Genomic DNA, 26,591 nt, shown 5'->3' with positions numbered 1-26,591 from the left:
GGTCGTTGACGGCCGCGATGGTCTCGCACTCGCTGCAGAGCGCGGCGGCGTTCGGTCAGATCCTGCTGTTCGGGGCGGGCGAGACGGACGTCTCCCCGCTGGTCCACGTGCTGGTCTTCGGCTGCCCGTTGTGGGTGTACCTCATCGCCCGTGGTCTGCACGCAGCGTTCCCGCGGGGGCGCGCACTGAGGCGCTGGCGCGCATCCCCCGTGCCGCTCCCCGCATCGACCATGCCCGTGGCCTCGGCGAGCCCCACACTGGCGCCGTTGCCGTAGAAGGTCTCCACCCCGCCCTCGGGCACCACGTAGGTCTCGTGCCAGATGCCCACGGCGCCCGGGTGGCGGCGGGCGGCCTGGTTGAACCGGCGCCAGGCGGGCACGTGGGCGAGGTCCTGGTTCTTCGCGTAGGCGTAGAGGTGGTCCACGGTGCGCCAGTACTGCACCACCCACGGACCCTTGCCGCCGAGCAGGGTGGAGGCACCCAGGAAGCCGAGGTCCTCCGCCTCGCCGCGGGCGGCGGCGTCGCGGTTGCGGTGCAGCTCGGTGAGCATCGGGGGCATGGCCAGGAAGACCGGCATCCAGAGGTCGGGGCGGTGGGGACGCTGGATGGTCATCCCGATGTGGAAGACGACGAGACCGCCTTCGTGGGCGTGGGTGTGTCGTGTCAGCACGGTGACTCCTTGCATTGGATAGTGTCACTCTCCAATATGGCGAGGGTGCTGCCCGGCGTCAAGCCCGCGGGTCACGACCGCGGGAGTCACCGCATCGAGGAGGACACATGAGGATCTCGGCGCTGGCCGAGCGGACCGACCTGCCGGTCGCCACGGTGAAGTACTACCTGCGCGCCGGCCTGTTGCACCCGGGCACGGCAACCTCCCGCACGCAGGCGACCTACGACGAGTCGCACGTGGAGCGGGTGCGGCTGGTGCGTGCCCTCAGCGAGGTGGGTGGGCTGAGCCTGGCCACGGTCGGGCGGGTGCTGGAGGCCCTGGAGGAGCCGGAGGTGGAGCGGCTGGGCGTGCTGGGCGCGGCGCAGCGGTCGCTGCTGGGGCCGGACCTGGTGACGCTCCCGCCCGAGGCGGAGCGGTCGGCGGCGCCGGCGAGTCGGGCCCGGGAGTTCGTGCGGGCGCGTGGCTGGCGCGTGGACCCCGGTGACCCCGTCCTGGACCACCTCGATGCGGCGTGGCAGGCGTGCGACGACGCCGGCCTGGGGCTGGACGAGGAGCGGATGGACGCCTATGCCGATGCGGTGGAGCAGGTGGCGGTGGTCGACGTCGAGTCCGTGCCGGCCGAGCCCCACGCGGCAGTGCGGCAGGTGGTGCTGGGCACCGTGCTGGTGGACCCGGTGCTGGCGGCCCTGCGGCGGCTGGCGCAGCAGCACGTGTCGGTGATTCGGCACGGGGCGGGGTGAGCAGCGGGTGGCCTGCAGTGGTCACGCGAGGCCCGTGACGGGTCTACCCTCGACGGTGCACCGCTGACACCCTTGGAGGGCCCATGCAGTCCCAGACCGACCCCACGCCGACGTCGGGCGTCCGCCGCCGGACGCTGCTCCGCACGAGCGCCTGGACCGCGCCGGTCGTGGTGGCAGCTGGCGCTGCACCCGCGGCTGCGGCCTCCCCGCCGCGCGTCTACGGGATCACCCCCATCGCGTCCCCCGGTGGGACGCCCTCCGTCCAGGCGTGCAGCACGGTGCCGGGGTCCACCCTCCAGTTCCTCGCGACGATCGATGGTCAAGCCGCCCCCAGCGGCGAAGAGGTCACCATCACCCTGCCGCTCGGTCTCCGCTTCGCCGACGGAACGACCAGCGCCACCGTCCGGACAGGCGCCGGGGGCGTGGTGGACGTCCCGGCAATCACCCCCTACGGCGCGGCCGGCACCTACACCCTCACCGCCACCTACCAGCAGCAGACCGCCACGCAGAACCTGACCGTGACCCCGCAGCCGGGTTCGGTCACCGCCATCAACCGGACGATCACCACCTCGTCCACCGGTGCCACCTTCACCACCACCGACGTGCCCATCGAAGATGCGGTGAGCGGCTCCATCTACGGCGACCAGTACTCCACGAGCTCGCCGGGCGCTGGGGCCAACTCGGCCATCCTCACGGCCACCGGAGTCGTGCGGTACTGGGGTCGGGACTCCGGCGGAACCCGAGCCACCCCCGGCACGCTGACCTACGGCGGCCAGCCGGTCACGGGCATGACCATGGCCGACAACTGGACCTCCATCGCGGCCAACGACAACGCCACCGGGGGCGTGGTCGCCAACGGGTCAACGGCCTACCAGTGGTACCGCAGCGGGTCCGCCGGCACCCTGCAGGTGGCCCGCGTCACCGGCTTCACCGGGACGATCGTGGGCGTCACCAGCGACAACGGCCGCAACTACCTGCACACGACCACGGGGATCTGGGCCTGGCCGACGGCGACCTCGGGCACGACGGTCACCCTCACGACGGCCAACCGCATCGTGAACAGCTCCAGCATCACGGCCTTCCACACGTGGTCACACGGAGCCACCGGCACCCTCACCTACGGCGGCGCGGCCGTGTACGGCAGCAACAGCATCGCCATCTGGCGCGACAGCACCACCCCCACGACGGTCGCCCTCCCCCCGGGGGTCGTGTCGGCCCAGGTGGAGAAGGTCGTCACCAGTGACTCGGGGCTGATGCTCATGACCCGCGGGGGCGACCTGTACACCCGGGGAACGGGCACCCGCGACGCCTCGGGCTGGACCCTGCGGGCCAGCAACATCGCGGACTTCTCGATGTGGGGCTTCCGCACCAACACGAACTACGTCGGCGGGGTGTACATCGACGCCGCAGGCCGCGCCTACCGCATGTTCTCCAGTGCCACCGGTGGGTGGCGGGCACCGGAGGTCATCCGGGTCGCGGGCTCCACGACGCCCCTGGCCAACGTGGTCCAGTCCTACTCCTCCGACGGCACCTACCTGCTGCTCACGGCGGACGGCAAGGTCTACGCCGTGGGCGGCAACACCGACAACCCCGGCCGTACCGGCGCGGTCCTGGTCAACACGGGTACCGGCACCGTCCGCGACCTGAACGTGTGGGGCCACCACATCGGCGAGAGCTACCACGGTGGTGGGTTCGTCATCAAGGGTGCGCTCGGCTGCGCCTGAGGGCGCTGACTGCCACGATGGGGCCATGGCTCGTCTGCTGGTGGTCCACCACTCGCCCTCCCGTCACGCCGAGGCGCTGACCCGGGCGGTGGTCGACGGGGCGCACGACGACGCCATCGATGGGGTGGACGTCGCCCTGCGTGCCGCGCTGGAGGCCACCGCGCAGGACGTGCTGGACGCGGACGGCATCGTGCTGGGGACCACCGCGAACTTCGGGTACATGTCCGGCGCGCTGAAGCACTTCTTCGACAGCACCTTCCTGCAGATCGGCGGCGGGCTCGACGCGGACGGTGGCGCGGGCGGCGGTGGAGCGGCTGAGAGCGGGGGAACCATCCCGTGGGGCCTGTACGTGCACGGCCGGTACGACACCACCGGCGCCGTGCGGGCCGTGGAGTCCATCGCCGGCGCGCTCCCCTGGCGGCGGGCTGCGCCCGTGCTGGAGGTGCTGGGTGACGTGGGAGCGCAGGAGCAGGAGGCCGGGTACGAGCTCGGTGCCACCCTGTCGGCCCTGGTCTCCACCGGCGGCTGACACCGTGCGTGCCGGTCTCTGGGGGTCTGCTCGTGGCGGGCTTGGCAGCCGGGCCTCCCACGCACTCCGGGCGCTCAACGACCGCCACCCGTGGAGCCACAACGACGCGTTCCACTCCTGGGTTCTGTCGCGCCTTCCAGCCCGCCGCGGCCTGGCCCTGGACGTCGGCTGTGGCCGCGGTGAACTGCTCGCACGGCTGGCGGACCACTTCGAGCGGGCACACGGCATCGATGCCGATGAGGACATGCGGCGGGCCAGTGAGCGGCGGTGTGCAGGACTCCCCCACGTCACCGTGGGCGCGGGGCCTCTGGAGGACCACCCGCCCGGGGTGGACCTGGTGACCATGGTGGCCGTGCTGCACCACCTCGACCTCGAGCACGCTCTGCAGGAGGTGCGTCGGGTGCTCAATCCTGGTGGGCGGTTCCTCTGCGTGGGGCTCGCCCGCCCCGCATCACCCGTCGACCACGCTTGGGAGGTGGCCTCGATGGTGACCAACCCCCTCATCGGGATGGTGCGGCACCCGTGGGTGGCGCGCATGCCGCCGGGGCCGGACCCGTTCCCCACGAAGGAGCCCGAACTGACGCTTGGCGAGATCCAGACTGCGGCCCAGGAGGCTCTCCCCGGAGTGGTGGTGCGGCGGCACCTGGGCTTCCGGCACACGCTCGAGTGGACCAAACCCCTCCCGCGCCGCTGACCGGCGCGACCTCGGCACCTCCGCGTCATCACGGCCACCCACTCACCGCCGCGCACTCAAATGGTGCCGGAACTAGCGCTGAGCGGGCATTTCACCACTTCCTGCTCCACCTGGCGGGCAGTTCACCACTACGTCCACAAGGAGTGCCCGAACTACCGCTGAGCGGGCACTCCACCACTTCTTGGCGACATGGTGGAGAAACGCCCACTCCCCGACCGGCCGAGGCGCCGAGCACCTCCTGGGGCAGGTCACCGCGCGCCGCGTGCACCAGCTGGCAGGCACGATGGGGGCATGACCTCCCAGCCCTGCCCCTGCGGGTCCCCGGTGTTCCGCGACTGCTGCGGCCCCTACCTGTCCGCGGAGGCCCTGCCACCCACCGCCGAGGCGCTCATGCGCTCGCGCTACAGCGCCTTCGCCCTGGCCGACGCGGACCACCTGTGGCGCACGTGGCACCCGCGCACGCGCCCCGCATCGGTCAGCCCGGGCGACGTGGAGTGGGCCGGGCTCGAGGTGCTGGACGTGGTGGACGGTCAGCCCGGCCAGGACGAGGGCGTCGTGGAGTTCACCGCCCACTTCCGTGAGCCGGACGGGACCTCGGGATCGATGCGGGAGCGGTCGCGTTTCGCTGTGCGCGCGGGGCGCTGGTTCTACGTCGACGGCGAGCAGCGCTGAGGAGTGCGCGCGCACCCGCCGGCTCACTCACGCGCGCGCCCGAACGTGGGCGGCGCAGGCGTCCACGATGGCACCTGCCGCACCGATCCCTTCCCTGACATCCGCGCGGGAGGCCGGAGGCCGGGTGTCATCCGGGTACTCCGTCGCGTTGCGCACCTGCCGCATCCAGTCGAACTCCCCCAGGGCCTCATCGGTGACGAACTGGGCGGCCGCAATGCCCGTGTTTCGATGCGCACCCCCCACCGGCCGGACACGCAGACCCTCCAGGGCGAGGACAGCGGTGAGGGCCTTGCGCGCCCCGTCGTAGGCAGCCGTGAAGGCCATCTCGACGTCAGCCGTGTCAGCGAGCATCTCCGCGGTACGGACGTGCCGGCGGGCCATGTCCAGGACACTCAGCGCGTGGTCGGGGTTCGGCTGCACCTGCTCGAGTCGCCTGTTGGCCAGCATCGAGGCAATGACGTCAGGCATGCACCTCACCCGTCAGCACGTCGACGTAGGGCCGCGAGCGCACGGTCGCAATGAAGGGCGACGGCTCCTCCGCCTGCCATTCGTCCATCTCCAGGCGAGTGGCATGGACAGGCAGGTCGAGTCGCGCGCTTGCCTCCGTGGCGATCTCCGCGAGGGTGCGACGGGCTACGGACCCGATCACAAGGACGTCGATGTCACCGGGGAAGGCGCCGGCCTGGCCCGCCCGACGAGCGGCCCACGACCCGTGGATGAGCAGGCGCTCCACACCGTCCACACCCTCGAAGAGCTCGCGCAGCACCGGAACGGGGCCGTAGGCCGCCGCAACGAGGTCCCGCATCGGTCCGAAGAGGGGGTGGTCCACGTTCGCGCGGACCAGACGGTTGCGCCCCTCCTGCCGGTCGCGGAGCACATCGCCCTCCACCAAGCGGTTGACCTCACGGTGCACCACCGGCCCGCTCACGCCCGTGCGGCGCCCGAGCTCGGCCAGCGACAGCTCCCGCTCGGGGTGCCCCAGCGTCTCGGCCAGGATGGCTCCCGCCGCGTCCGACCGGACGAACGGCGAGAGAGCCGGCGCAAGAGTCTTCACAAAACAGGAAGATATCTTCCAGTTATGGGAAGAGTCAAGGGTGTGCCCGGACCGTGGCCGGGGGCTCGTCCACAGGCCTGGCCCCAACGCGTCAAGGAGTTTCTCGGCCGATCCCGAGAGTTCGTGGCGACCTTGCGGCAGACGGGCGAAGGGCTCGCCTACATGATCGGCTGACCCCACTCACCAAGGCGTACCGGTCCGGCTGAGGAACACGACCATGGACAGCACCGCGAAGGCCAGGAGGCTGGGCCCCATCCACGGCCCCACGAGCCGGCTCGTCGGCCCGCCGGCACCCCGCAGGCGCGGGACCAGCGCGAACAGCCCGATGGCCTGCACGGCACCGAGCAGAACCAACGAGAGGTCGTCCAGGATGAACGCGAGGGGGATGAAGTGCAGCGCCACCACGAGCGCCACCCACCAGGCCATCCAGTCCGCACGCCCCCGGCGGGCGAGCACGAGGCAGCCCACCCCTGCCAGCACCAGTTCGGCAGCCACCAGGACGCCGAACCAGGCGTACTTCCCCTCATGGCCGTCCCGGCGTCCCACCGGGTGAAGACCCCGAACCCGAACACCCCGGCCAGCACGAGGCCGATGCCGGAGCCCGCCCCCAGCCAGGCCCGCCAGCTCCGCGGAGGGCCCTCCTGCCCCCAGCCGAACCACACCAACGCCATGAGTCCGAACCACGCAATCGTGAACGCGTGGTCCCTCGCGAAATCTGTCAGCACGATGTGACCTCCCACCGGCAGCCTGCTACAGATCCAACCCGGGCACCACCAACCCCTTGGGCCGGGCGCTACGGTCGCCCGCATGGACACTCCCGCGGCGCAGGGACGGTCGGACCACGAACCCGACGACTTCTTCGGGCAGCACGTCCGCGCCAGCTGCGGTCTGGCCGAGACGCTCGCGGCCCGCATCGAGGTCGAGGGGGTCGAGGCCCTGGTGCCCCGCATTCGCCGCGCATGGGTGGAGGCCGAGCTTCCCTCGCGCTGCCCGGAGGCGTGGGCCACCATCTGGCGCGCCGTCGCCACGGCGGATCCCGCCCGCGTCATGTCCCGCCGCGAGCGCCGCGCACTCGCCGCCCTGCCGCCGGTCGTCACCGCCTACCGCGGGTTCGGCGGCGAGGGTGCGCGCGGGTGGTCGTGGACGCTCGAGCGGGACATGGCCGAGGACTTCGCCGTCCGCTACGAGGAGGGCATCGATGCCGAAGCTCGCCTCTGCATCGCCGAGGTGGACACCTCCGCGGTGATCGCCCTTCTCCTGCTCGGCGACGAGAGCGAGCTCATCATCGACCCCGACGAGATCGACTGGGAGAGAACCCGCATCGAGGCGTGCGCCCACCCTCTACGCTGACGGGATGGACGCACCCCACCCCCACCGCATCGACGACACCGCACGGATGCGGTACTTCACCCGCCCCGCTGAGACACGTCCGGGGTACGGCTGGGGGCGCGTCCTCGCCGCCTTTGCCCTGCTCGCGGTGGCCATCGCTGTGGTGACGGTGGTGGCGGGGCTGGTGGCCGGCATGATCGCCCCCATCGACGCGGCGGGCCGGGCAGGATCGCCCGCCGGACAGATCCTCCACCTGGCCCTCCCGGTCGCCTCCTGGTGGATCGCAGTCGTCCTGGTGGCGCGGGAGTGTTCAGGATGCGCCTCGGGGACCTCATCTCCCACACCCGCCGGATCCGATGGGGGCTGCTCGTCACCTCGCTGATCGTCGGCCTCATCGGGTTCAGCATCTCGGCGGCGATCATCACGATGATGAAGGGACAGTCCCTCGGTGACCTCACCGGGCCCGTGCTGATGGCGCTCGCCCTCATCGTGCTGCTGGTGCCACTGCAGGCCTCCGCGGAGGAGGTCGTGTTCCGCGGGTTCGCCCTGCAGACGGTGCTGGGGAAGATCGGGTGGTCCACGTCGAGGTTCTGGATCGTGGCGTTCCTCTTCTCCGCCGGCTTCGCCGCGGCGCACGCGACGTCCGATGTGGCGACCGGCGTGTCCTACCTGCTGTTCGCGCTGCTGTTCGCATGGCTGGCCTGGCGTTTCGCCGGTATCGAGGCGGCCATCGGGGTGCACGTGGCGAACAACGTGGTCTCCCTCGCGGTGGGGGTGCTGCGCGAGGACGACCTGATCGGCGGGCAGTCGGACGTGGCCGCCGGCATGCAGGAGCTGGCGGCGCAGCTCGCCCTGGCCGCGCTGGTCTGCCTCGTGGTGGTGGTGATCTCGCGCCGCGGGCGCGCCGCCGCCTGAGACCGGGGCGTTGCACCGTCAGCGCGCGCGGCGGATGACCTCGTCTGCCACCCGCTGGGCCTCCTTCTCGGGCAGCCAGTGGTCGGCGTCGAGCTCGACGAAGCGGTAGTCGCCCTCGACGTGGTGGGCGGTGAGCTCGGCCCCGGTGCGCCCCAGCGCGGCATCGCGCGAGCCCCACACGTAGGTCGTCGGCACGACCACCGGGTCGCGGAAGATCGCTCCTCCCAGCCCGGCGTTGGCCCGGTACCAGCCGATCGGGCCACGCAGGCTATCCGCCGTGGCGAACCGGCGGCCGTAGCGCTCGGCCGCGGGCACCCCCTGGCGTCGAAGCAGTGCGCCGACTCGCCCGGCGAGGAGGAGTTCGGGCAGCCGCGGCACCTGGAACGCCCCCATGTACCAGCTCTTGCGGAGCTGGCCAAGTGTCCGCAGCGCCCGCGCGAAGGCTGCCGGGTGAGGGGTTGAGAGCACGGTGAGCGAGGCGACCCTGGCCGGATGACGGGTGGCCACCGCCCACGCCGCTGCACCTCCCCAGTCGTGCCCCACGAGGTGCACCCGGTCGGCGCCCGCGGCATCGATGACCGCCACCACGTCCCCGACGAGTTCCTCGAGGCGGTACGCCCCCGTGGCGGTGGGCGAGGCCCCGGGCGAGTAGCCCCGCTGATCCGGCGCCAGGGTGCGCAGCCCGGCCCCGTGCAGCAGGGGCTCGACGTCCTGCCAGGAGGAGGCGTCCTGCGGGAAGCCGTGGAGGAGCACCACGACCTCGCCACCTTGCGGCCCCCCGTCGCGGACGTCGAAGACCATGCCGTTGTGCTCGAAGGTTCTCACCCCATCGACGGTAGCGGGCGGGTACGACGGCTGCAGTTGGTCCGCCCCCACCGACCGCGGGTGGCCTCGCACCCCCCACCTGACCGACGCGATCGGTCAGGCCCGCAGCTCCTCCGAGCCCGGGAAGGGGCCGGGCGCGTTCCCCGCTCCCGGAGCCAGCACCACCTCCCAGGGCGGGAACTCGTCCTCACCGAGCGGAGCGTCGACCGCCAGTCGCCGGAAGGTCAACGAGTACGCGCCCGGATCCACGGCCCAGGCGGCCTCGAGCTCCGACCCCTGGTCTGCCAGACGTTCGTCATCGAACAGGGCCACCATGGTCAGCGCCGTGTACGTCACGAAGCTCAGCTGGCCGGAGACGACCTGCAACGGCTGGGTCCACTCGAACTCGGCGGGGGCAGCGGATGGTGCGTCGACCAGCTCGAAACGCCCTTGCGCGAGCTCCTGCCCCACGTACATGACGGCCAACCTCCCCTCATCGACCCTGGCCTGGAAGAGGTCGACCACCTCCGGCAGCTGCCAGTCCTGGCCGATGAACCCCTCATACGCCACGGCATCGGCCAAGGCGATGAACCCGTCTGCATCCCAGAATGTGGTCACTGCCCCGGGAGGCGGTTCGCACTCACCCCGAGGCGATAGTGCGCACCTTGGCCGAGCACCACGTGACCAACCCCCGCATCTTCGGCTCCGCCGCCCGGGGTGACGACGGGCCCGGTAGCGACCTCGACCTGCTCGTCGATGCGGGCCCCAACTGGACCTGCTCGACCTCATCGACGCGGCGTCAAGACTCGAGCAGATGCTGGGCGTTCCGGTCGATCTGGTCACGAGCCGCTCGTTGCGCGACGGGCATGAGGTGAGCCTCTCGGCGGTGCCGCTGTGACCGGCGACCACGCAGCAATGCCCGACTCCGCGTCACAGAGTGCACTGTGCTCAGCGATGAGCGTCCTCCGCTGAGCACTGCTGGAGACCTGCGGGCTGAGCGCTCAGACGTTGAAGCGGAACTCGACCACGTCGCCATCGGCCATGACGTAGTCCTTGCCCTCCATGCGGACCTTTCCGGCCTCCTTGGCCGCGTTCATCGAGCCCAGCGCGTCCAGGTCCTCGAAGCTCACGACCTCGGCCTTGATGAAGCCCTTCTCGAAGTCCGTGTGGATCACACCGGCAGCCTTCGGGGCGGTCCAGCCCTTGTGGATGGTCCAGGCACGCGTCTCCTTGGGCCCAGCGGTCAGGTAGGTCTGCAGCCCCAGGGTGTTGAACCCCTTGCGCGCCAGCTGGTGCAGGCCGGGCTCGTCGATGCCGACGCTCTCCAGCAGCTCCGCGGCCTCCTCCTCGTCCAGCTCGGCCAGCTCGGACTCCAGCTGCGCGTTCAGGAAGATCGCGTCCGCCGGGGCCACCATCTCGCTCATGCGGGCGCGGAAGTCCTCGTCGGTCACCTGGTTCTCGTCCACGTTGATCACGTAGATGAACGGCTTGGTGGTGAGCAGGCCCAGCTGCGCGGCCTCCTCCATGTCCACCCCGGCGGCCTCACCGCGGGCGAAGAGGGTGTGGCCCTCCTCCAGCACGCCGCGCGCCTTGAGCGCCGTGTCCAGCACGGACTTGTCGATCTTCTTGCCCTTGACCTCCTTCTCGAGGCGCGGGATGGCGTTCTCGAGGGTCTGCAGGTCAGCGAGCACCAGCTCGGTGTTGATCGTCTCCAGGTCGCTGGCGGGGTCGATGCGGCCGTCCACGTGGTGCACGTCGTCGTCCTCGAAGGCACGCACCACCTGGCAGATCGCGTCCGCCTCCCGGATGTTGGCCAAGAACTTGTTGCCCAGCCCCTCCCCCTCGGAGGCGCCGCGCACGATGCCGGCGATGTCCACGAAACTCACGGTCGCCGGCAGGATGCGGGCCGACCCGTAGATCTCTGCCAGCCGCGCCAGCCGCTCGTCGGGCAGCGGGACCACCCCGACGTTCGGCTCGATCGTCGCGAACGGGTAGTTCGCGGCGAGCACGTTGTTCTTGGTCAGCGCGTTGAACATGGTCGACTTGCCGACGTTGGGGAGACCGACGATTCCGATGGTGAGTGCCACGGGCCGGGAGTCTACGCGGTCGCCAGACCGCCCCGGGCGCCCCGTGCAAGCGCCCGATGCCGGGCACGTCGCCCTCGGATGACCAGCACCAGCAGCACCGCCGTGCACGTGGTCGCCGCCATGACGACCGCCATCGGCACCGCCCCGGTCCCGGGGATGAAGCCCACCACCGGCGCCATGAGGCCACCGATGCCGAACTGGAAGGCTCCCAGCAGCGCCGCCGCGGATCCGGCCGCCTCCCCGTGCCGGGTGAGCGCGAGCGCCGGCGCGTTGGGGAAGCACAGCCCACAGCTGGCCACGATCACCGTCAAGGGCAACAGCACCCCCATCAGACCGGCGCCGCCCGCCAGGGCGATGCCCAGCATCACCACCGCAGCCGTCGCCGCGATGCCGACGCCCACCGAGAGGATCCGCAACGGCGAGAAGCGCCGCAGCAGGAGGGGGTTCGCCTGCGTCATCAGGATCAGGCCCAGCGCGTTCACCCCGAAGGCGATGCCGAACTCCTGCTCGCTCAGCCCGTAGGTGCCCTGCAGCACGAACGAGGCGCCGGAGATGTAGCTGAACATGGTGGCGAACATCAGCCCGGCCGTGCACACGAGCAGGATGAACTCCGCATCGGTCAGGATCGACCGGTAGGTGGCCAGGATCTGCCGCGGCCGGGCCGAGCGGCGCCGTGAGGGCGGCAGGGTCTCCGGCAGCAGGAACCACGCGATGGCGATCTGCACCGCCGCGATGCACCCCAGCACCACGAACACCCCACGCCACGAGGTGAACTGCAGGATCAGGCCACCCAACGTGGGGGCGAGGATCGGCGCCACACCGTTGACCAGCATCAGGTGGCTCAGCAGCTTGGCCGCGCCCATCCCGGAGAACAGGTCGCGCACGATGGCCATGCACGAGACCGAGATGGCCGAGCCGGCCACCCCCTGCAGCACGCGGGCCAGCGCCAGCGTCCCCGCCGTGGGCGCCAGCGCGCACAGCACCGAGGCCACGATGTGCACCGCGAGCCCCATCATCAGCGGACGGCGGCGCCCCAGCGCGTCCGATGCGGGGCCGTTCACCAACTGCCCCAGCGAGAGGCCGAGCAGCATGCCGGTGAGGGTGAGCTGCACCTGCGACTCGGTGGCCAGCAGGTCGGCCTCGATGGCGGGGAAGGCCGGCAGGTAGGTGTCGATCGTCAACGGACCGATGGCGATCAGGCTGCCCAGCACCAGCACGAGCTTCACGTAGTCGCGGCCCTCGGGTGCGGACTCCAGGGCGACGGCACGGCTCGGCATGGGCTCCAGTATCCCTGCTCCGCCGGCGTGCTGGTGACCTCTCCCCTTCCCCTCCCCGGAGGGTCCTCGGGGAGGTTGTCGGGGGCCGGTGGCAGGGTGCGCGCCATGGATTCCTCGATGCAGTCCGCGGGCGTCGACCCGTGGCTCACCGTCACCCTCGGGGTGCTCCTGCTCCTGGTGGGCGCCGCGCTGGGGTGGCTCGCCGGCCGCTCCCGGGGCGGGGTGCAGCTCGCGACCGCCCGCGAGCGGGAGCGTGCCCTGCAGGAGCGTTCCGACCGCGCCGAGGAGGCGCTGGACCGCGCCCGCACCGAGCTCGATGGGGTGCGCGCCGAGTCCCGCGAGCGCCTGGCCCTGGAGTCGGACCGCACCAGCTCCCTGGCGCCGCTGCGGGCCTCCCTGGAACGCGTGGAGAAGCAGGTCACCGCACTGGAGCGCGACCGGGTGGAGCAGTTCGGGGAGGTGGGCGAGCGGCTGCTGCAGGTGGCGGCCTCCACCCAGCGGCTCGACGCCTCCACCGCGTCCTTGGCGGGCTCACTGGCGGCCAGTGGCGTCCGCGGCACCTGGGGTGAGACGCAGCTGCGGCGGCTGGTGGAGCACGCCGGCATGGTGCGGCAGGTGGACTTCGACGAGCAGGTGCGTGCGGTGAGCGACCACGAGCAGGCCGTGCGGCCGGACATGGTGGTGCACCTGCCGGGCGAGAGGGTGGTGGTGCTGGACGCCAAGGCGCCCATGACCGCCTTCCTCGCCGCCCAGGAGGTGGACGACGCCGACCGACCCCCACTGCTCGCGCGCCACGCGAAGGCCCTGCGGCAGCACGTCGAGGCGCTGGCCGGCAAGGCCTACTGGTCGGCCTTCACCCGGTCCCCGCAGTTCGTCGTGTGCTTCGTGCCCACGGACGCGACCCTCGCAGCCGCGTTGCAGCAGGACCCCGCCCTGTTCGACGACGCCCTGCGCCACAACGTCGTGCTGGCCTCGCCATCGACCACCATGGCGCTGCTGCGGACGGTGGCGGTCACCTGGCAGCACGACACCGTCGAGCGCAACGCCGAGGAGGTGCTGCTGCTCGGCCGCCAGCTCCACGAACGGCTGGCCACCACCGCCGGGCACCTGGACCAGATGGGCCGCCAGCTCACCCGCACCGTCGAGAGCTACAACCAGCTGGTGGGCGGCCTCGAGTCGCGGGTCCTGGTCAGCGCCCGGCGGTTCACCGACCTCGGGCTCCCGGGTGAGGAGCTGCCGCACGCGCCGGGGGTCACCGCCGCAGCGCGCCCGCTGACGGCGCCCGAATTGACCGCCCGAACTGACCGTCCGAACGAATAAGACGACCGACGTCACGGCCACCCGGACCTCTCCACCGCACAACCCCTCCGGCCGCGGGACTCCACCCCCCTCGGCACTGGGTGATGCGTCACATGATTAGGCTGGAGGCATGAAGGCATTCGGATTCCTGAGTTTCGGCCACTATGGCGGCGACCCCTCACGCGGCGGGCTGAGTGCCCGGCAGATGTTGCACGACGCGGTCGACATCGCCGTCGGCGCGGATGAGCTGGGCGTGAACAACGCCTCCTTCCGCGTACACCACTTCGCCCCCCAGTCCGCCGCTCCCTTCCCCCTGCTGGCCGCGGCCGCAGCGCGCACGCAGCGGATCGAGGTGGGCACCGGCGTGATCGACATGCGCTAGCGCATGTCGGGGTTGCGGCGTTGGCGCGAACGGCTCTGCCGTTTACAGGTATCGGCAGACCTGGTCCGCGCTGCACGAGTCGGGGTCGGGCTGCGCGGCGTCGTGCCTGAGCTCGGCGATGGTGTCTCGGAGCGCTGTGAGCTGGGCGATCTGCTGCTCGATCTCGGCGAGGCGCGCGTCGAGGAGGTCGCGCACGTGCTCGCAGGGAGCAGCGCCGCCGTCGCGGATTTCGAGGATCTGGCGGATCTGGGCGAGGGTGAGGCCCGCGGCCTGGCCGCGGTGGACGAAGTCGATCCGGGCGGCCGTCTCGGGCGCGTAGTCGCGGTATCCGGACGGCGTGCGCTCGGCCGGGGGCAGCAGGCCCTGCTCCTCGTAGAACCGCAGCGTCTTCGCCGTCGTTCCCGCCCGCTCGGCGAGTTCCCCGATGCGCATCGCAGGCCCCCTGTTCTTTCGGCAGAAGTCCTCTTGACCTTCCCCTGCACTGGAAGGTCCAGTATGGCTGAGATAGACCGGAAGTCCAAGTATTGACAGGAGCTGCGATGTCCACGAAGTACGACCTCGCCATCATCGGATCGGGCGGCGGTGCGTTCGCCGCCGCGATCCGCGCGACCACGCTCGGCAAGTCGGTGGTGATGATCGAGCGCGGGACGCTCGGCGGCACCTGCGTGAACACCGGCTGCGTGCCGTCGAAGGCCCTGATCGCCGCGGCCGACGCATGGCACTCCGCGGCCGACGCCGCCGACCGGTTCCCGGGGATCGAGACGACGGCGGGGCCGGTGGACATGCCCGCCCTGATCGCCGGGAAGCAGGCGCTGGTCGAGTCGCTGCGGGGCGAGAAGTACGCCGACGTCGCCGACTCCTACGGGTGGGCCGTCCGCCGCGGGGACGCCGCGTTCGCCGGCACCCCCGACGCACCGGTCCTCCAGGTCGCCGAGGACGACGGCAGCACCGAGACGATCGAGGCCGCGCACTACCTGGTCGCGACTGGCTCTCGGCCGTGGGCCCCGCCGATCGACGGCCTGGACGAGACCGGGTACCTGACCTCGACCACGGCGATGGAGCTGACCGAACTCCCTGAGTCCCTGCTCGTGCTCGGCGGCGGCTACGTCGCCCTGGAGCAGGCGCAGCTGTTCGCCCGGCTCGGCTCCCAGGTCACCGTGCTGGCCCGGTCCCGGCTCGCGTCGAAGGAGGAGCCGGAGGTGTCCAGGACGCTGCAGGAGGTGTTCGCCGACGAGGGCATCCGGGTGGTCCGCCGCGCGCTGCCGACGCGGGTGTCCCGCGACGCCGCGACCGGGCAGGCCGTCGTCACCGCGGACGTCGCCGGCGGCCGGGAGGAGTTCCGCGCCGACCAGGTGCTCCTCGCCCTCGGACGACGACCGGCCACCGACGGGCTCGGCCTCGACGCGGTCGGGGTCAAGACCGGGGACCTCGGCGAGGTGGTCGTCTCCGACCGGATGCAGTCCTCCCACCCGCGGATCTGGGCCGCGGGCGACGTGACCGGCCACCCCGAATTCGTCTACGTCGCCGCCCAGCACGGCACCCTCGTCGCCGAGAACGCGTTCACCGACGCCGACCGGGCCGTGGACTACGCCCGGCTGCCGAGGGTCACGTTCACCGGCCCGGCGATCGGCGCGGTCGGGATGACCGAGAAGGACGTCGTCGCCGCCGGGATCCGCTGCGACTGCCGCGTCCTGCCCCTGCACCACGTGCCCCGCGCCCTGGTCAACCGCGACACCCGCGGCTTCGTCAAGATCGTCGTGGACGCCGACACGGGGAAGATCCTCGGCATCACCGCCGTCGCCAAGGACGCCGGCGAGCTCGCCGCCGCCGGGGTCCACGTGCTCGGCAAGACCGTCGCCGAGGTCGCCGACGCCTGGGCCCCCTACCTGACCATGGCCGAGGGCATCCGGATCGCCGCCAAGGCCTTCACCACCGATCCGTCGCTCCTGTCGTGCTGCGCGTGAACGCGCACGCAGACAATCGGGGGGAACGCTCAGCTGGGAGAGGAACAGACGATGAGCGGCGATAAGGGCCACGACTCGCATCGCGCGGGCGTGCTTGTCGGTGCTGGGACGGGCTTGCTCCTGTTGGCATGCTGCGCGCTTCCGCTGCTGATCTGCTGCGGCCTGCCTCTCCTCGCCGCGGGCGGAGCCCTTGCAGGTATCGGAGGTTTCCTCGGCAACCCTTGGCTCATCGGTGCCGGGATCGCAGTCGGGGTGGCCGTCACAGCGGCGATCGTCCTCCGGCGACTGCCGCGGCACCGACGTCGCTCGACCGGCGGGTGCGGCAGCCCGTACAACTGGACGATTAGTCAGTGAACACTGTATAGTTCAGTCCGTGCTGACTATTGTTTCGCGCCTCGACGTCATGAACCGGCTCGGCCGGGCCATGGCGGACCCGACGCGCTCCAGGATCCTCATGACCCTGCTCGGCGGTCCGAGCTACCCGGCTGTGCTGTCGCGCGAGCTGGAGCTGACCCGCTCGAACGTGTCCAACCACCTGACCTGCCTGCGCGACTGCGGGATCGTCGTCGCCGAGCCCGAGGGGCGGCAAACCCGCTACGAGATCGCCGACCCGCACCTCGCCGCGGCGCTGATGTCCCTGATCGACGTCACGCTCGCGGTGGACGAGGACGCGCCGTGCATCGACCCGGCGTGCTCGGTGTCGGGATGCTGCGGGACGGCGGTGGACGCATGAGCGAGACTCTGACCACCGCGCGCCGCGCGACCCTGCACCGCCGCGTCCGCTTCATCGTCGGGTTCACGATCACCTACAACGTCATCGAGGCCATCGTCGCCGTCTGGGCGGGCGTCCTCGCGTCGTCCGCGGCGCTGATCGGCTTCGGGCTCGACTCGGTGGTCGAGGTGCTCTCGGCCGCTGCCATCGCCTGGCAGTTCACCCGCAAGGACCCGGAGCGGTGGGAGAAGGTCACGGTCAAGGTGATCGCCGTCGCCTTCTTCGCTCTGGCGGCCTACGTCTCGGTCGATGCGGTGCTGGCCCTGGTCGGCCAAGAGGGTCCCGATCACAGCCCGCTGGGCCTCGGCATCACAGCGCTGAGCCTGGTCATCATGCCGCTGCTGGCGTGGATCGAGGTCCGGACCGGGCGAGAGCTGGGCTCCAAGAGCGTGATGGCCGACGCCAAGCAGCTCATCCTCTGCGTCTACCTCTCCGGCGCGGTGTTCGTCGGCCTCATCCTGAACAGCCTGTTCGGCTGGTGGTGGGCCGACTCCGTCGCGGCGCTGGTCGTGGCGGTGCTCGCGGTGCGCGAGGGCCTGGAGGCATGGCGCGGCGACGTCGAGTCGCCGTTCGAGGTGCTGGAGGACCTCGAGGACGAGGACGACGACTGATTCCCACGAGAGGATGACGGAGGAGGCCCCCGGAGCTCTGCTTCTGGGGCCTCCGCGGTTCCGCCAGTGTCACGACTCCGACATGCGCTACGAGAACCCGCTCTACCTCGCCGAGGAAGCAGCCGCGCTGGACCTCCTGGCCGACGGCCGCGTGGCCCTGGGCGTCTCCCGAGGCAGCCCCGAGCCGGCGGACCGCGGATGGGAAGCCTTCGGGTACACCGGGTCCACCGACCCGCGCGGGGCAGACATCGCTCGCGCCAAGTTCGAGCTGTTCCTCAAGGCCATCTCCGGCCAGCCCATGGCCCGTGCAGCCGAGCAGCCCTACGGCGCCCCGGTGCGCCCGGGCCAGGGCCTGCGGGTCGAGCCGCACTCCGAGGACCTCGTGCGCCGCATCTGGTGGGGCGCCGGTTCCCGCGAGACCGCGGAGAGCACCGGCCGCCAGGGGCTGAACCTCATGAGCTCCACCCTGCTCACCGAGGCCACGGGCGCGTCCTTCGGTGACCTGCAGGCCGAGCAGATCGAGCGCTACCGCGCTGCGTTCCGCGAGGCCGGGCACACGCACACCCCGCGGGTCTCGGTTTCCCGGAGCGTCTTCCCCATCGTCACGCAGCAGGACAAGATGCTGTTCGGGGTGCGCGGCGGCCAGGACGGGGACCAGATCGGCATCATCGACGGCCACCGGTCGACCTTCGGGCGGACCTACGCTGGGGAGCCGGACGAGCTCATCGAGCAGCTCCAGGCCGATGCGGCGGTGCAGGCAGCGGACACGCTCATGCTGACCATCCCCTCACAGGCCGGGGTGGACCTCAACCTGCACATCCTGGAGAGCTTCGCCCAGCACGTGGCCCCGGCCCTGGGCTGGAAGCCCAACACCGAGGGTCCCGTGCAGGGCGACCCGGCGTCCTGAGGCCGCCCCCGGTGGCGGGGCAACTACCGTGGACCACCACGCCAGAGGGCCGGCAGCGGACATGTCCGCTGCCGGCCCTCGTGGTGCTCAAAGGCTCAGGGAAGAGCCCCCGCATCGTGACGGATCTCGGTCGAGGTGTCGTCCAGACCCGAGGCGCGCAGGTCGCGGCGCAGCTCACCGGGCAGCTGGAAGAGCATCTTCTCCTCGGCCGCGGTGAACACGTCCACGTCGAGGTAGCCGCGGGCGGCGAGGTCGTCCAGCACGTCGCGCACCAAGATCTCCGGCACCGAGGCGCCCGAGGAGACACCGATGGTCTCCACGCCCTCGAACCACTCGTCCTGCAGCTCGGCGGCGTAGTCCACCAGGTACCCGTCCCGGGCCCCGTGCTCCAGCGCCACCTCCACGAGGCGGACCGAGTTCGAGGAGTTGCGCGAGCCCACCACGAGCATCAGGTCCAGCTCGGGGGCCATCTGCTTCACGGCCAGCTGGCGGTTCTGTGTCGCGTAGCAGATGTCGTCGCTCGGCGGGTCCTGCAGGGAGGGGAACTTCTCGCGGAGCAGACGGACGGTCTCCATCGTCTCGTCCACGCTCAGGGTGGTCTGCGAGAGCCACACGACCTTCTCCGGGTCGCGCACCTCCACGTCCTTCACACCCTCGGGGCCGTCGACGAGGATCACGTGCTCGGGGGCCTCACCGGTGGTTCCGACGACCTCCTCGTGCCCCTCGTGGCCGATCAGCAGGATGTCGTAGTCGTCGTCGGCGAAGCGCACGGCCTCGCGGTGCACCTTGGTGACCAGCGGGCAGGTCGCGTCGATGGACTTCAGGCTGCGGGCCCTGGCCTCCTCGTGCACGATCGGGGCCACGCCGTGGGCGGAGAAGATGACCGTGGCGCCCTCGGGCACCTCGTCGGTCTCGTCCACGAACACCGCACCCCGGCGGCGCAGGGTGTCCACCACGTGCTTGTTGTGCACGATCTCCTTGCGGACGTAGACCGGTGCGCCGTACAGCTCGAGGGCCTTCTCGACCGTGACGACGGCCCGGTCGACGCCGGCGCAGTAGCCGCGGGGGGCGGCCAGCAGGACGCGCTTGGTCTCTTGGGTCGTCTGGGTATCCACACCTCGATTCTAGGTGCCCACCCTGAACGGGCGACCATCCACCACCTCGGTCGGCCCTCCCTGGCCGGGCGGCCCCGGGCGCCTAGAGTTCCGGGCATGAGCCAGCCCAGCACCTCCCTGCCCCAGAAGGCGGCGCAGACCACCGCCGAGGCACCGTGGCCGCTGCGCACCCTGGCCCGCAAGATCGACGAGTACGTGGACCGCATGTCCGCCCTGTGGGTGGAGGGCCAGCTGGTCGAGATCTCCCGCCGCGAGGGCGCACGGTGGGTCTGGATGACCCTGCGCGACACCGACGCCGACTTCTCGATGCGGGTGATGGCGCCCCTGGGCGTGGTCGATGGGGTCCAGCCCCCGTTGCAGCAGGGCGCCCGCGTGGTCCTGCAGGCCAAACCGCGCTTCTACACCAAGAACGGGTCGCTCAGCTTGTCCTGCCGTGCCATCCGCCACGTGGGGGTGGGCGAACTGCTCGCCCGCGTGGAGCAGCTCAAGAAGCAGCTGGCCGCCGAGGGCGTGTTCGATGCGGGGCGCAAGCGCGCGCTGCCCTTCCTCCCCCGCCGCGTGGGTCTGGTGTGCGGACGCAACTCGGCGGCGGAGAAGGACGTGGTGGAGAACGCGCGGCGCCGGTGGCCGGCCACCGAGTTCGTCATCCAGAACGTGGTGGTGCAGGGTCCCGGGGCGGTGACGGCCGTGATCGCTGCGGTGGAGGAGCTGCAGCGCACCCCGCAGGTGGACGTCATCGTCGTCGCCCGCGGCGGTGGCAGCTTCGAGGACCTGCTGCCCTTCAGCAACGAGGCCATGGTCCGGGCCGTGGCTGCCTGCCCGGTGCCCACCGTGAGCGCCATCGGGCACGACGTGGACACCCCGCTGCTGGACCTGGTGGCCGACGTGCGCGCCTCCACCCCCACGGATGCCGCCAAGCTCGTGGTGCCGGACGCCGCCGCCGAGGAGCGCGGGGTCGCCCAGGGCCGGGAGCGCCTGCGCCGTGCCCTGACCGGACGCCTGGCCTCGGAGCGGCAGGGCCTGACGGCGGTCGTGCAGCGCCCGGTGATGGCGGACCCCACGGTGATGGTGACCCGCCCCCGCGCCGAGCTCGACCGCGCCCGCGAGGCCGGCGAGCGGGCCCTGACCCGGCGGCTGGTCTCCGAGCACCAGCGCGTCACCGCCACCCGCGGCCACCTGCGGGCCCTCAGTCCCCTGGGCACCCTGGAGCGCGGGTACTCCGTGCTGCGCACGCCCGAGGGGCACGTGGTGACCTCCCGCGAGGAGGTGGAGGCCGACCAGCTGCTCCGCGTGACCGTGGCCGACGGTGACTTCGCCACCCGCGTCGTGGGCGGCTGACCGGCCACCCGGCACCCGCTGGGCGCACACCCCGAACCAGCAGACGATCCCGACGCACCGACCATCCCCAGAGAGGACGACCATGACCGACCAACCCGCCGACGACGAGGCCACCACCCAGGCACCGGACGCCGAGAGCGCCACTGACACCCCGGCCCCTGCCGCGAACGCCGACGTGGCCGACATGAGCTACGAGGAGGCCCGCGAGGAGCTGGTCGGCATCGTGGCCACGCTCGAGAGGGGCGAGCGCCCGCTGGAGGAGTCCATGGAGCTGTGGGAGCGCGGCGAGGCGTTGGCCGACCACTGCGCCACGTGGCTCGACACCGCCCAGCAGCGCATCACCGAGCGGGTCGAGGCCCGGCAGGGGACCACCGGCGAGGCGGCCTCGGACGAGGACGGCCAGTCAGCCGGCTGAGGCGGGGGCGCTGCTGCCGTCGGCGTCCTGCTCCGGGGCGCCGTCGAAGCGCAGGGCCTCCACCAGGGTGCGCAGCTCGTCCTCGGGCGCGTCACCGCTGACCACCACGGCCGTGTCGTCCGGCGCCTCGGTCAGCACCGCCGAGCGGCGCTCCGGGTCCGGTCGCAGCCGCAGGTCCCAGGTGCGGCCGTCGGTCTCCAGGGTGCCCGCGTCCTCGGCCTCACCGGTCTTCACGCCCACCCACGCGTCGATGCCGCCCCGCTCCCCCTCATCGTCCACGATCCGCTGGTCCAGGCTCAGGTGCTTGCCCTGCGGGGTGCTGTAGGTGACGTGCCAGACCTTGTCCCGGCCCTCGTCGCGCAGCTCGGCGTGGGTGGCGTTCCACTCGGCCGGCAGGTCCACGGCCTCCACGAGGTCGCGCCGGGTCTCACGCTGGGTCGCCACGGTCTGCCCGGCGGCGTCCACGCTGCGCTCGGGGAGCTGGTCGGGACGGGCCACCATGGCCACCCAGATCAGCACGATGCCCACGACGATCACGGTCGACCAGAACATGCTGCGCCACGACCCCATCCCACGGCGTCGCTGGGGGGCAGGCTGCTGGGGGGTGGGGTCGGTCATGCCGCGCATTCTCCCATCGTCGACGCGCTAGGCTCACCGTGCCCCGAGTCACCGCCGACTCGCGGTCGACGACGTCCCAGGAGAGTTCATGACCACCACGTCCACGTCCCCCCTGCGCGCTGACCGCAACCTGGCCATGGAGCTGGTGCGCGTCACCGAGTCGGCCTCGATCGCCGCGGGGCGCTGGGTGGGTCGCGGTGACAAGAACACCGCCGACGGTGCGGCCGTGGCCGCCATGCGCGAGATGATCTCCACCGTCGCCATGAACGGCGTGGTCGTCATCGGCGAGGGCGAGAAGGACAACGCCCCCATGCTCTACAACGGTGAGCGCGTGGGCGACGGGGCCGGCGCCGAGGTGGACGTGGCCGTGGACCCCATCGACGGCACCACGCTCACCGCCAAGGGCATGCCGAACGCCGTCTCGGTGATGGCCGTCGCCCAGCGCGGGGCGATGTACGACCCCAGCGCCGTGTTCTACATGGAGAAGATCGCCGTCGGCCCACAGGCCAAGGACGCCATCGACATCGCGGCCTCCACGGGCGACAACGTCCGCAACGTGGCCAAGGCGCTGGGCAAGGAGGTCGAGGACCTCACGGTGGTGGTGCTCGACCGCCCCCGCCACGACCAGCTGGTCTCCGAGATCCGCGAGGCAGGCGCCCGCATCCGCTTCATCTCCGACGGTGACGTGGCCGGCGCCATCATGGCCGCCCGCCCCACCTCCGGCATCGACATGCTCATGGGCATCGGTGGCACCCCCGAGGGCATCATCGCGGCGTGTGCCATGAAGTGCATGGGCGGCGCCATCCAGGGACGCCTGTGGCCGCAGGACGACGCCGAGCGCGCCAAGGCCGAGGAGGCCGGACACGACCTCAGCCGCGTGCTCACCACCGAGGAGCTCGTGACCGGGGACTGCTACTTCGTGGCCACCGGCATCACCGACGGCGAGCTGCTCGACGGCGTGCGCTACCACGGCGGGGGCGCGGAGACCCACTCGCTGGTGATGCGCTCGGCCTCGGGCACCATCCGTGAGGTCATCGGCCACCACCAGCTGCAGAAGGTCACCGAGGTCCCGTGACCCCCACCGGCGGCGTGCTGGTGGTCGGGGAGGCACTGATCGATGTGGTGCACCCCGCCGACGGGTCCGCCCCCGCGGAGCACGTGGGTGGCTCCCCCGCCAACGTGGCGATGGGGCTGGCCCGCCTCGGGCACCCCACGACCCTGGTGGCCCACCTCGCGCACGACGCACGCGGTGAGCGCATCGCCGCCGCCGTCGGGGCCGCGGGCGCGACCGTGGACCCCAGCAGCTGGTCCGCCGAGCGCACCTCCACGGCGGAGGCCCGGCTCGATGCAGACGGGGCAGCGCAGTACACGTTCGACCTGACCTGGGAGTACGACGCGGCAGCCGTGGCACGCACGCTGGGCGGCTCCCCCGCATCGGACGGCCCGGTGGGCCACGTGCACACCGGCAGCCTCGCCGCGGTCCTCGCCCCCGGCGCCGACGCGCTGCACGACCACCTGCAGGAGCTGCGCCGCACACAGACCGTCTCCTACGACCCCAACGCCCGCCCCGGCGTGATGGGGTCGGCGCAGCACGCGCGCGCCCAGGCCGAGCGCTTCGCGCGCCTGGCGGACGTGGTGAAGTGCAGCGACGAGGACCTGGCCTGGCTCCACCCCGGGGCGACCTGGCAGGACGCCGCCCGACACCTGGCGGACCTGGGGCCGCAGCTGGTGGTGGTCACCCGTGGCGGCCACGGCGCCTCGGCCCTGTGGCGCGATGCGGCGGGCAGCCCCTCGTGGCTCGACCTCGAGGCCCCGCGGGTGGAGGGGGACTGCTGAGGGTTTGGTTGACACCTGATCTGTGGGGACGTGGGTCCCTGCTGGAAGGATGTCGCCATGCCTGCACCTCACCCCAAGGAGTTCCGTGACGACGTGGTCGGTGTCGCCCGTCGTGGCGAGGCGTCGATCGCGCAGACGGCGAAAGACTTCGGGATCTCGGAATCAACCCTGCGCAACTGGCTCCGCCAGGCCGACATCGAGGACGGCGCCCGTCCGGGCGTGACGGTGGCCGAGTCCGAGGAGGTGCGTGCCCTGAAGCGTCGCAACCGCCTGTTGGAGCAGGAGAACGAGGTCCTACGCCGAGCAGCGGCGTACCTGTCTCAGGCGAACCTGAAGCTGGGCCAGTCCCCAAAATGACCTTCCCGCTGGTCCGTGACCTTGCCGATGACGGAATCCCCGTCACGGTGGCCTGCCGGGTGTTGAAGTTCTCCCCCCAGGCGTTCTACGCCTGGTGTGCCCACCCGGTCAGCGACCGGGATCTGGTGGATGCCTACGCGATGAACGCCGCCTATGAGATCCACGCCGATGACCCCGGTCTGGGGTATCGGTTCATCGCTGACGAACTCGCCGCGGCCGGCCATGCCCTGTCTGAGCGACGCGTGTGGAAGATCTGCCACCAGGGGCAGATCGCCTCAGCGCACTCGGTCACCCGGGGCCGGTGGAAGAAGCCCGGCCCGCCGGTCCACGACGACCTGGTCCGGCGTGAGTTCACCGCTCAGGGTCCGAACCGGTTGTGGCTGACCGACATTACCGAGCATCCCACCAGTGAGGGCACGTTGTACCTGTGCGCTGTCAAGGACGTCTGGTCCAGGCGGATCGTGGGGTACTCCATCAATGACCGGATGACCTCCCAGCTGGCCGTCGACGCCCTGGAGATGGCCATCGCCCGCCGGGGCCGCGACACCACCGCCGGGTGCGTGGTCCACGCCGACAGGGGCAGCCAGTTCCGCTCCCGCCGCTTCGTCGCGGCACTGCACCGGCACGGCCTGATCGGGTCCATGGGGCGTGTGGCCTCCTCGGCGGACAACGCTGCGATGGAATCCTTCTTCGCGCTGTTGCAGAAGAACGTCTTGAACAGCCGTCGCTGGGACACCCGGGAGCAACTGCGGCTAGCCATCTTCACGTGGATCGAGCGGGCCTACCACCGCCGGCGGCGCCAGCGAGCCCTGGGCAAGACCACCCCGACCGAGTTTGAGACCATCTACTGGCCCGCACAAGCGGCCTGAAACACCAAACCTGAAGTGTCAACCAAACCTGCAGCAGTCCCGGTGGCCGACACCGTGGGCGCCGGTGACTCGTTCATGGCCGGCCTGCTCTCCGCCCTGCTCGATGCGGGGCTGCTCGGCACGGGAGCCGGTGCTGCGGCCGCACGTTCCCACCCCGGATGGCACAGTCTGGACACCGTCCACGAGGCCGTGGCCCGGGGGCTCACCACGGGCGCCTGGACCGTGCAGCGCGCCGGCGCCGGCGGTCCCAGCCGCGCCGAGCTGCGCACCGCCTGACCCGGGGACGGGGCCAGGCGGTGCGGGGGGCTCAGGAGGTGGCGCCCTCGCGGTCCGAGACGCCCTCGCGGTCCGAGAGGCCTTCGCGGGCCCGAGCGCGCTCCAGGGCCCGGCGGCGCAGCTCCTCCTGCTCCTGGGCGATCTGCGCGGCCACCTGGTCGTCGCGGGTGTAGTTCTCGCCGCTCTCGGGGTCGAAGACGTGCATCTTCCGCGGGTCGAAGATGAGTTCGGCGTCGTCGCCCTCCACGATGCGGCTCTGCGTGGAGAGGTTGACCACCAGCTGGGTGCGCGCACCCTCGCCGTCGAGCTCCTTCTCCAGCTCGTCCAGGTGCTCCAGCACGCTCGGCTCGGCCTCGAAGGGGATGTAGGCGTACTGCTCGTTGCCCAGCCACTCCGTCTGGTCGATGGGTGCGGTGAAGCGGGCACCCTCCCGCGGCGCGTCCGGCGCGGCGGTGTCCTTGAAGTGCTCCGGACGGATACCGCAGATGACGATGTCCTTGCCGGCCACGCGCTTGGCGAGGACGGGCGCCATCGGCACCGTGGTGAAGGGCAGCTCCAGCTTGTCGCCGTTCACCCGGGCGGGCACGAAGTTCATGGGCGGTGAGCCGATGAACCCGGCCACGAACAGGTTCACCGGCTGCTCGTAGAGCTCGCGCGGCGAGGCCACCTGCTGCAGCACGCCCTTCTTGAGCACCGCCACCCGGTCGCCCAGGGTCATGGCCTCGGTCTGGTCGTGCGTCACGTAGACCGTCGTGATGCCCAGACGGCGCTGCATGCGCGCGATCTCGGTGCGCATCTGTCCACGCAGCTTGGCGTCCAGGTTGGACAGCGGCTCGTCGAAGAGGAAGGCCTCCGCGTTGCGGACGATCGCACGCCCCATCGCGACACGCTGGCGCTGACCACCGGAGAGGTTGCCGGGCTTGCGGTCGAGGTGCTCGCCGAGCTCCAGCATGTCCGCCGCCTCGTGCACCCGGCGGGTGATCTCGTCGTTGGACATCGCCCCCTTCGCCAGGCGCAGCGGGAAGGCGATGTTCTCGAACACCGACATGTGCGGGTACAGCGCGTAGTTCTGGAAGACCATCGCCAGGTTGCGGTCCTTCGGCGCCAGGTCGTTCACGACCTTCTCGCCGATGGTGAGCTCACCGCCGGTGATGTCCTCCAGCCCCACGATCATGCGCAGCAGCGTGGACTTTCCGGAACCCGAGGGGCCCACCAGGATCACGAACTCGCCGTCCGCGATGTCCAGGTCGACGCCCTTCACCGCGTGGAAGCCGTCGGGGTAGGTCTTCTCGATGTCCTTGAGGGTGATGCGAGCCATGAGAACTCTCCTTGCGTCG

At 71.4% G+C, this 26,591-nt stretch carries 32 protein-coding genes and 1 pseudogene; 21 read left to right on the top strand and 12 right to left on the bottom strand.

All coding sequences use genetic code 11. From position 1 onward, the window contains the following. Positions 1–55: 55 nt before the first annotated feature. Positions 56–670 (bottom strand): DUF4188 domain-containing protein, encoded by a 615-nt coding sequence (locus tag ACEY2A_RS00785; protein WP_374928985.1) that lies wholly within the window; start codon positions 668–670, stop codon positions 56–58. A 107-nt stretch (positions 671–777) separates the two neighbouring features. On the opposite strand from ACEY2A_RS00785, the gene ACEY2A_RS00780 reads away from it, so the two are divergent. The 5 genes from ACEY2A_RS00780 to ACEY2A_RS00760 all read left to right on the top strand — a co-directional run bounded on the left by ACEY2A_RS00780 (position 778) and on the right by ACEY2A_RS00760 (position 5,029). After that, positions 778–1,410: a MerR family transcriptional regulator gene (locus ACEY2A_RS00780; RefSeq protein ID WP_374928984.1), complete on the top strand. Its 633-nt coding sequence runs from the start codon at positions 778–780 to the stop codon at positions 1,408–1,410. Positions 1,411–1,493: 83 nt separating this feature from the next. Continuing rightward, positions 1,494–3,134 carry a hypothetical protein gene (locus tag ACEY2A_RS00775; RefSeq protein ID WP_374928983.1) on the top strand — a complete coding sequence of 547 codons (1,641 nt, stop codon included), beginning with the start codon at positions 1,494–1,496 and terminating at the stop codon, positions 3,132–3,134. 25 nt (positions 3,135–3,159) lie between these two features. Continuing rightward, entirely contained in the window at positions 3,160–3,663 is a 504-nt protein-coding gene (locus ACEY2A_RS00770) for a flavodoxin family protein (protein ID WP_374928982.1), read from the top strand. Positions 3,664–3,667: 4 nt separating this feature from the next. Further along, positions 3,668–4,357, top strand: a complete 690-nt coding sequence (locus ACEY2A_RS00765; RefSeq protein WP_374928981.1) for a class I SAM-dependent methyltransferase — start codon at positions 3,668–3,670, stop codon at positions 4,355–4,357. A gap of 291 nt (positions 4,358–4,648) precedes the next feature. Next, on the top strand, positions 4,649–5,029 hold the full coding sequence (locus tag ACEY2A_RS00760; protein WP_374928980.1) for a YchJ family protein: 381 nt from the start codon (positions 4,649–4,651) through the stop codon (positions 5,027–5,029). Between the two features lie 27 nt (positions 5,030–5,056). On the opposite strand, the gene ACEY2A_RS00755 is transcribed toward ACEY2A_RS00760, so the two are convergent. From ACEY2A_RS00755 to ACEY2A_RS00745, 3 genes are all read right to left on the bottom strand, one after another. Beyond that, a complete protein-coding gene (locus ACEY2A_RS00755) occupies positions 5,057–5,497 on the bottom strand; it encodes a HEPN domain-containing protein (protein ID WP_374928979.1) in 441 nt (146 codons plus the stop codon). Continuing rightward, complete coding sequence (locus tag ACEY2A_RS00750) at positions 5,490–6,083, bottom strand: MarR family transcriptional regulator (RefSeq protein WP_374928978.1); 594 nt, start codon at positions 6,081–6,083, stop codon at positions 5,490–5,492. Before ACEY2A_RS00750 ends, ACEY2A_RS00755 begins: the two co-directional genes overlap by 8 nt. 180 nt (positions 6,084–6,263) lie before the next feature. Beyond that, positions 6,264–6,629, bottom strand: coding sequence for a hypothetical protein (locus ACEY2A_RS00745; protein WP_374928977.1), 366 nt, complete (start codon positions 6,627–6,629; stop codon positions 6,264–6,266). 261 nt (positions 6,630–6,890) lie between these two features. Here ACEY2A_RS00745 and ACEY2A_RS00740 point away from each other — a divergent pair, with 261 nt between their 5' ends. The 3 genes from ACEY2A_RS00740 to ACEY2A_RS00730 are packed head-to-tail and all read left to right on the top strand — an operon-like array spanning position 6,891 to position 8,327. After that, positions 6,891–7,433, top strand: coding sequence for a hypothetical protein (locus ACEY2A_RS00740; protein WP_374928976.1), 543 nt, complete (start codon positions 6,891–6,893; stop codon positions 7,431–7,433). A gap of 4 nt (positions 7,434–7,437) precedes the next feature. After that, entirely contained in the window at positions 7,438–7,794 is a 357-nt protein-coding gene (locus tag ACEY2A_RS00735; RefSeq protein ID WP_374928975.1) for a hypothetical protein, read from the top strand. Then, positions 7,728–8,327 carry a CPBP family intramembrane glutamic endopeptidase gene (locus ACEY2A_RS00730; protein ID WP_374928974.1) on the top strand — a complete coding sequence of 200 codons (600 nt, stop codon included), beginning with the start codon at positions 7,728–7,730 and terminating at the stop codon, positions 8,325–8,327. The genes ACEY2A_RS00735 and ACEY2A_RS00730 overlap by 67 nt, the downstream gene beginning before the upstream one ends. Positions 8,328–8,345: 18 nt before the next feature. On the opposite strand, the gene ACEY2A_RS00725 is transcribed toward ACEY2A_RS00730, so the two are convergent. Both ACEY2A_RS00725 and ACEY2A_RS00720 read right to left on the bottom strand, forming a co-directional pair. Next, complete coding sequence (locus ACEY2A_RS00725) at positions 8,346–9,128, bottom strand: alpha/beta fold hydrolase (protein WP_374929955.1); 783 nt, start codon at positions 9,126–9,128, stop codon at positions 8,346–8,348. A 120-nt stretch (positions 9,129–9,248) separates the two neighbouring features. Continuing rightward, entirely contained in the window at positions 9,249–9,749 is a 501-nt protein-coding gene (locus ACEY2A_RS00720) for a hypothetical protein (protein ID WP_374928973.1), read from the bottom strand. Here ACEY2A_RS00720 and ACEY2A_RS00715 point away from each other — a divergent pair. Further along, positions 9,740–10,006, top strand: a complete 267-nt coding sequence (locus tag ACEY2A_RS00715; protein WP_374928972.1) for a nucleotidyltransferase family protein — start codon at positions 9,740–9,742, stop codon at positions 10,004–10,006. The genes ACEY2A_RS00720 and ACEY2A_RS00715 overlap by 10 nt on opposite strands. 126 nt (positions 10,007–10,132) lie before the next feature. On the opposite strand, the gene ychF is transcribed toward ACEY2A_RS00715, so the two are convergent. Together ychF and ACEY2A_RS00705 are read right to left on the bottom strand one after the other, a co-directional pair. Then, complete coding sequence (ychF, locus tag ACEY2A_RS00710; RefSeq protein ID WP_374928971.1) at positions 10,133–11,218, bottom strand: redox-regulated ATPase YchF; 1,086 nt, start codon at positions 11,216–11,218, stop codon at positions 10,133–10,135. Between the two features lie 11 nt (positions 11,219–11,229). Continuing rightward, positions 11,230–12,495 carry a multidrug effflux MFS transporter gene (locus tag ACEY2A_RS00705; RefSeq protein ID WP_374928970.1) on the bottom strand — a complete coding sequence of 422 codons (1,266 nt, stop codon included), beginning with the start codon at positions 12,493–12,495 and terminating at the stop codon, positions 11,230–11,232. A gap of 105 nt (positions 12,496–12,600) precedes the next feature. Here ACEY2A_RS00705 and ACEY2A_RS00700 point away from each other — a divergent pair, with 105 nt between their 5' ends. Further along, positions 12,601–13,815 (top strand): DNA recombination protein RmuC, encoded by a 1,215-nt coding sequence (locus ACEY2A_RS00700; RefSeq protein WP_374928969.1) that lies wholly within the window; start codon positions 12,601–12,603, stop codon positions 13,813–13,815. A 109-nt stretch (positions 13,816–13,924) separates the two neighbouring features. Beyond that, positions 13,925–14,176: an LLM class flavin-dependent oxidoreductase gene (locus ACEY2A_RS00695; protein ID WP_374928968.1), complete on the top strand. Its 252-nt coding sequence runs from the start codon at positions 13,925–13,927 to the stop codon at positions 14,174–14,176. A gap of 42 nt (positions 14,177–14,218) precedes the next feature. Here the strand turns inward: ACEY2A_RS00695 and ACEY2A_RS00690 are convergent, their stop codons facing one another. Beyond that, the gene (locus ACEY2A_RS00690; RefSeq protein ID WP_005464729.1) at positions 14,219–14,608 is read right to left on the bottom strand and encodes a heavy metal-responsive transcriptional regulator; all 390 of its coding nucleotides are present in this window, start codon (positions 14,606–14,608) and stop codon (positions 14,219–14,221) included. A gap of 107 nt (positions 14,609–14,715) precedes the next feature. On the opposite strand from ACEY2A_RS00690, the gene merA reads away from it, so the two are divergent. The 4 genes from merA (at position 14,716) to ACEY2A_RS00670 (ending at position 18,430) form a co-directional block, all read left to right on the top strand. Further along, positions 14,716–16,140, top strand: a complete 1,425-nt coding sequence (gene merA, locus ACEY2A_RS00685) for a mercury(II) reductase (RefSeq protein ID WP_374928967.1) — start codon at positions 14,716–14,718, stop codon at positions 16,138–16,140. 373 nt (positions 16,141–16,513) lie between these two features. After that, entirely contained in the window at positions 16,514–16,873 is a 360-nt protein-coding gene (locus ACEY2A_RS00680) for a helix-turn-helix transcriptional regulator (RefSeq protein WP_123574850.1), read from the top strand. Continuing rightward, positions 16,870–17,523, top strand: a complete 654-nt coding sequence (locus tag ACEY2A_RS00675; protein WP_374928966.1) for a cation diffusion facilitator family transporter — start codon at positions 16,870–16,872, stop codon at positions 17,521–17,523. The genes ACEY2A_RS00680 and ACEY2A_RS00675 overlap by 4 nt, the downstream gene beginning before the upstream one ends. A gap of 82 nt (positions 17,524–17,605) precedes the next feature. Continuing rightward, positions 17,606–18,430: an LLM class flavin-dependent oxidoreductase gene (locus ACEY2A_RS00670; protein ID WP_374928965.1), complete on the top strand. Its 825-nt coding sequence runs from the start codon at positions 17,606–17,608 to the stop codon at positions 18,428–18,430. A 95-nt stretch (positions 18,431–18,525) separates the two neighbouring features. Here ACEY2A_RS00670 and ACEY2A_RS00665 read toward each other — a convergent pair whose 3' ends face one another. After that, entirely contained in the window at positions 18,526–19,545 is a 1,020-nt protein-coding gene (locus ACEY2A_RS00665; RefSeq protein WP_374928964.1) for a 4-hydroxy-3-methylbut-2-enyl diphosphate reductase, read from the bottom strand. A 96-nt stretch (positions 19,546–19,641) separates the two neighbouring features. Here ACEY2A_RS00665 and xseA point away from each other — a divergent pair, with 96 nt between their 5' ends. Together xseA and ACEY2A_RS00655 are read left to right on the top strand one after the other, a co-directional pair. Continuing rightward, positions 19,642–20,883, top strand: coding sequence for an exodeoxyribonuclease VII large subunit (gene xseA / locus ACEY2A_RS00660; protein ID WP_374928963.1), 1,242 nt, complete (start codon positions 19,642–19,644; stop codon positions 20,881–20,883). A gap of 82 nt (positions 20,884–20,965) precedes the next feature. Continuing rightward, positions 20,966–21,298, top strand: a complete 333-nt coding sequence (locus tag ACEY2A_RS00655; protein ID WP_374928962.1) for an exodeoxyribonuclease VII small subunit — start codon at positions 20,966–20,968, stop codon at positions 21,296–21,298. On the opposite strand, the gene ACEY2A_RS00650 is transcribed toward ACEY2A_RS00655, so the two are convergent. Continuing rightward, a complete protein-coding gene (locus ACEY2A_RS00650; protein WP_374928961.1) occupies positions 21,287–21,916 on the bottom strand; it encodes a DUF4245 domain-containing protein in 630 nt (209 codons plus the stop codon). The genes ACEY2A_RS00655 and ACEY2A_RS00650 overlap by 12 nt on opposite strands. 88 nt (positions 21,917–22,004) lie before the next feature. On the opposite strand from ACEY2A_RS00650, the gene glpX reads away from it, so the two are divergent. The 4 genes and pseudogenes from glpX (at position 22,005) to ACEY2A_RS00630 (ending at position 25,254) form a co-directional block, all read left to right on the top strand. Further along, positions 22,005–22,991 (top strand): class II fructose-bisphosphatase, encoded by a 987-nt coding sequence (gene glpX, locus ACEY2A_RS00645; protein ID WP_374928960.1) that lies wholly within the window; start codon positions 22,005–22,007, stop codon positions 22,989–22,991. Beyond that, positions 22,988–23,752, top strand: coding sequence for a PfkB family carbohydrate kinase (locus tag ACEY2A_RS00640; RefSeq protein ID WP_374928959.1), 765 nt, complete (start codon positions 22,988–22,990; stop codon positions 23,750–23,752). Before glpX ends, ACEY2A_RS00640 begins: the two co-directional genes overlap by 4 nt. Positions 23,753–23,809: 57 nt before the next feature. Beyond that, positions 23,810–24,978: pseudogene (locus ACEY2A_RS00635) on the top strand (IS3 family transposase). A 42-nt stretch (positions 24,979–25,020) separates the two neighbouring features. After that, entirely contained in the window at positions 25,021–25,254 is a 234-nt protein-coding gene (locus ACEY2A_RS00630) for a PfkB family carbohydrate kinase (protein ID WP_374928958.1), read from the top strand. A gap of 31 nt (positions 25,255–25,285) precedes the next feature. Here the strand turns inward: ACEY2A_RS00630 and ACEY2A_RS00625 are convergent, their stop codons facing one another. Continuing rightward, a complete protein-coding gene (locus ACEY2A_RS00625) occupies positions 25,286–26,572 on the bottom strand; it encodes an ABC transporter ATP-binding protein (protein ID WP_374928957.1) in 1,287 nt (428 codons plus the stop codon). Positions 26,573–26,591 lie beyond the last annotated feature (19 nt).

The organism is Kytococcus sedentarius (assembly GCF_041937525.1).
Lineage (GTDB): Bacteria > Actinomycetota > Actinomycetes > Actinomycetales > Dermatophilaceae > Kytococcus > Kytococcus sedentarius_A.
Note: the sequence above shows the minus strand (reverse complement) of the source record. Positions and strands in the feature narration are given on the sequence as shown.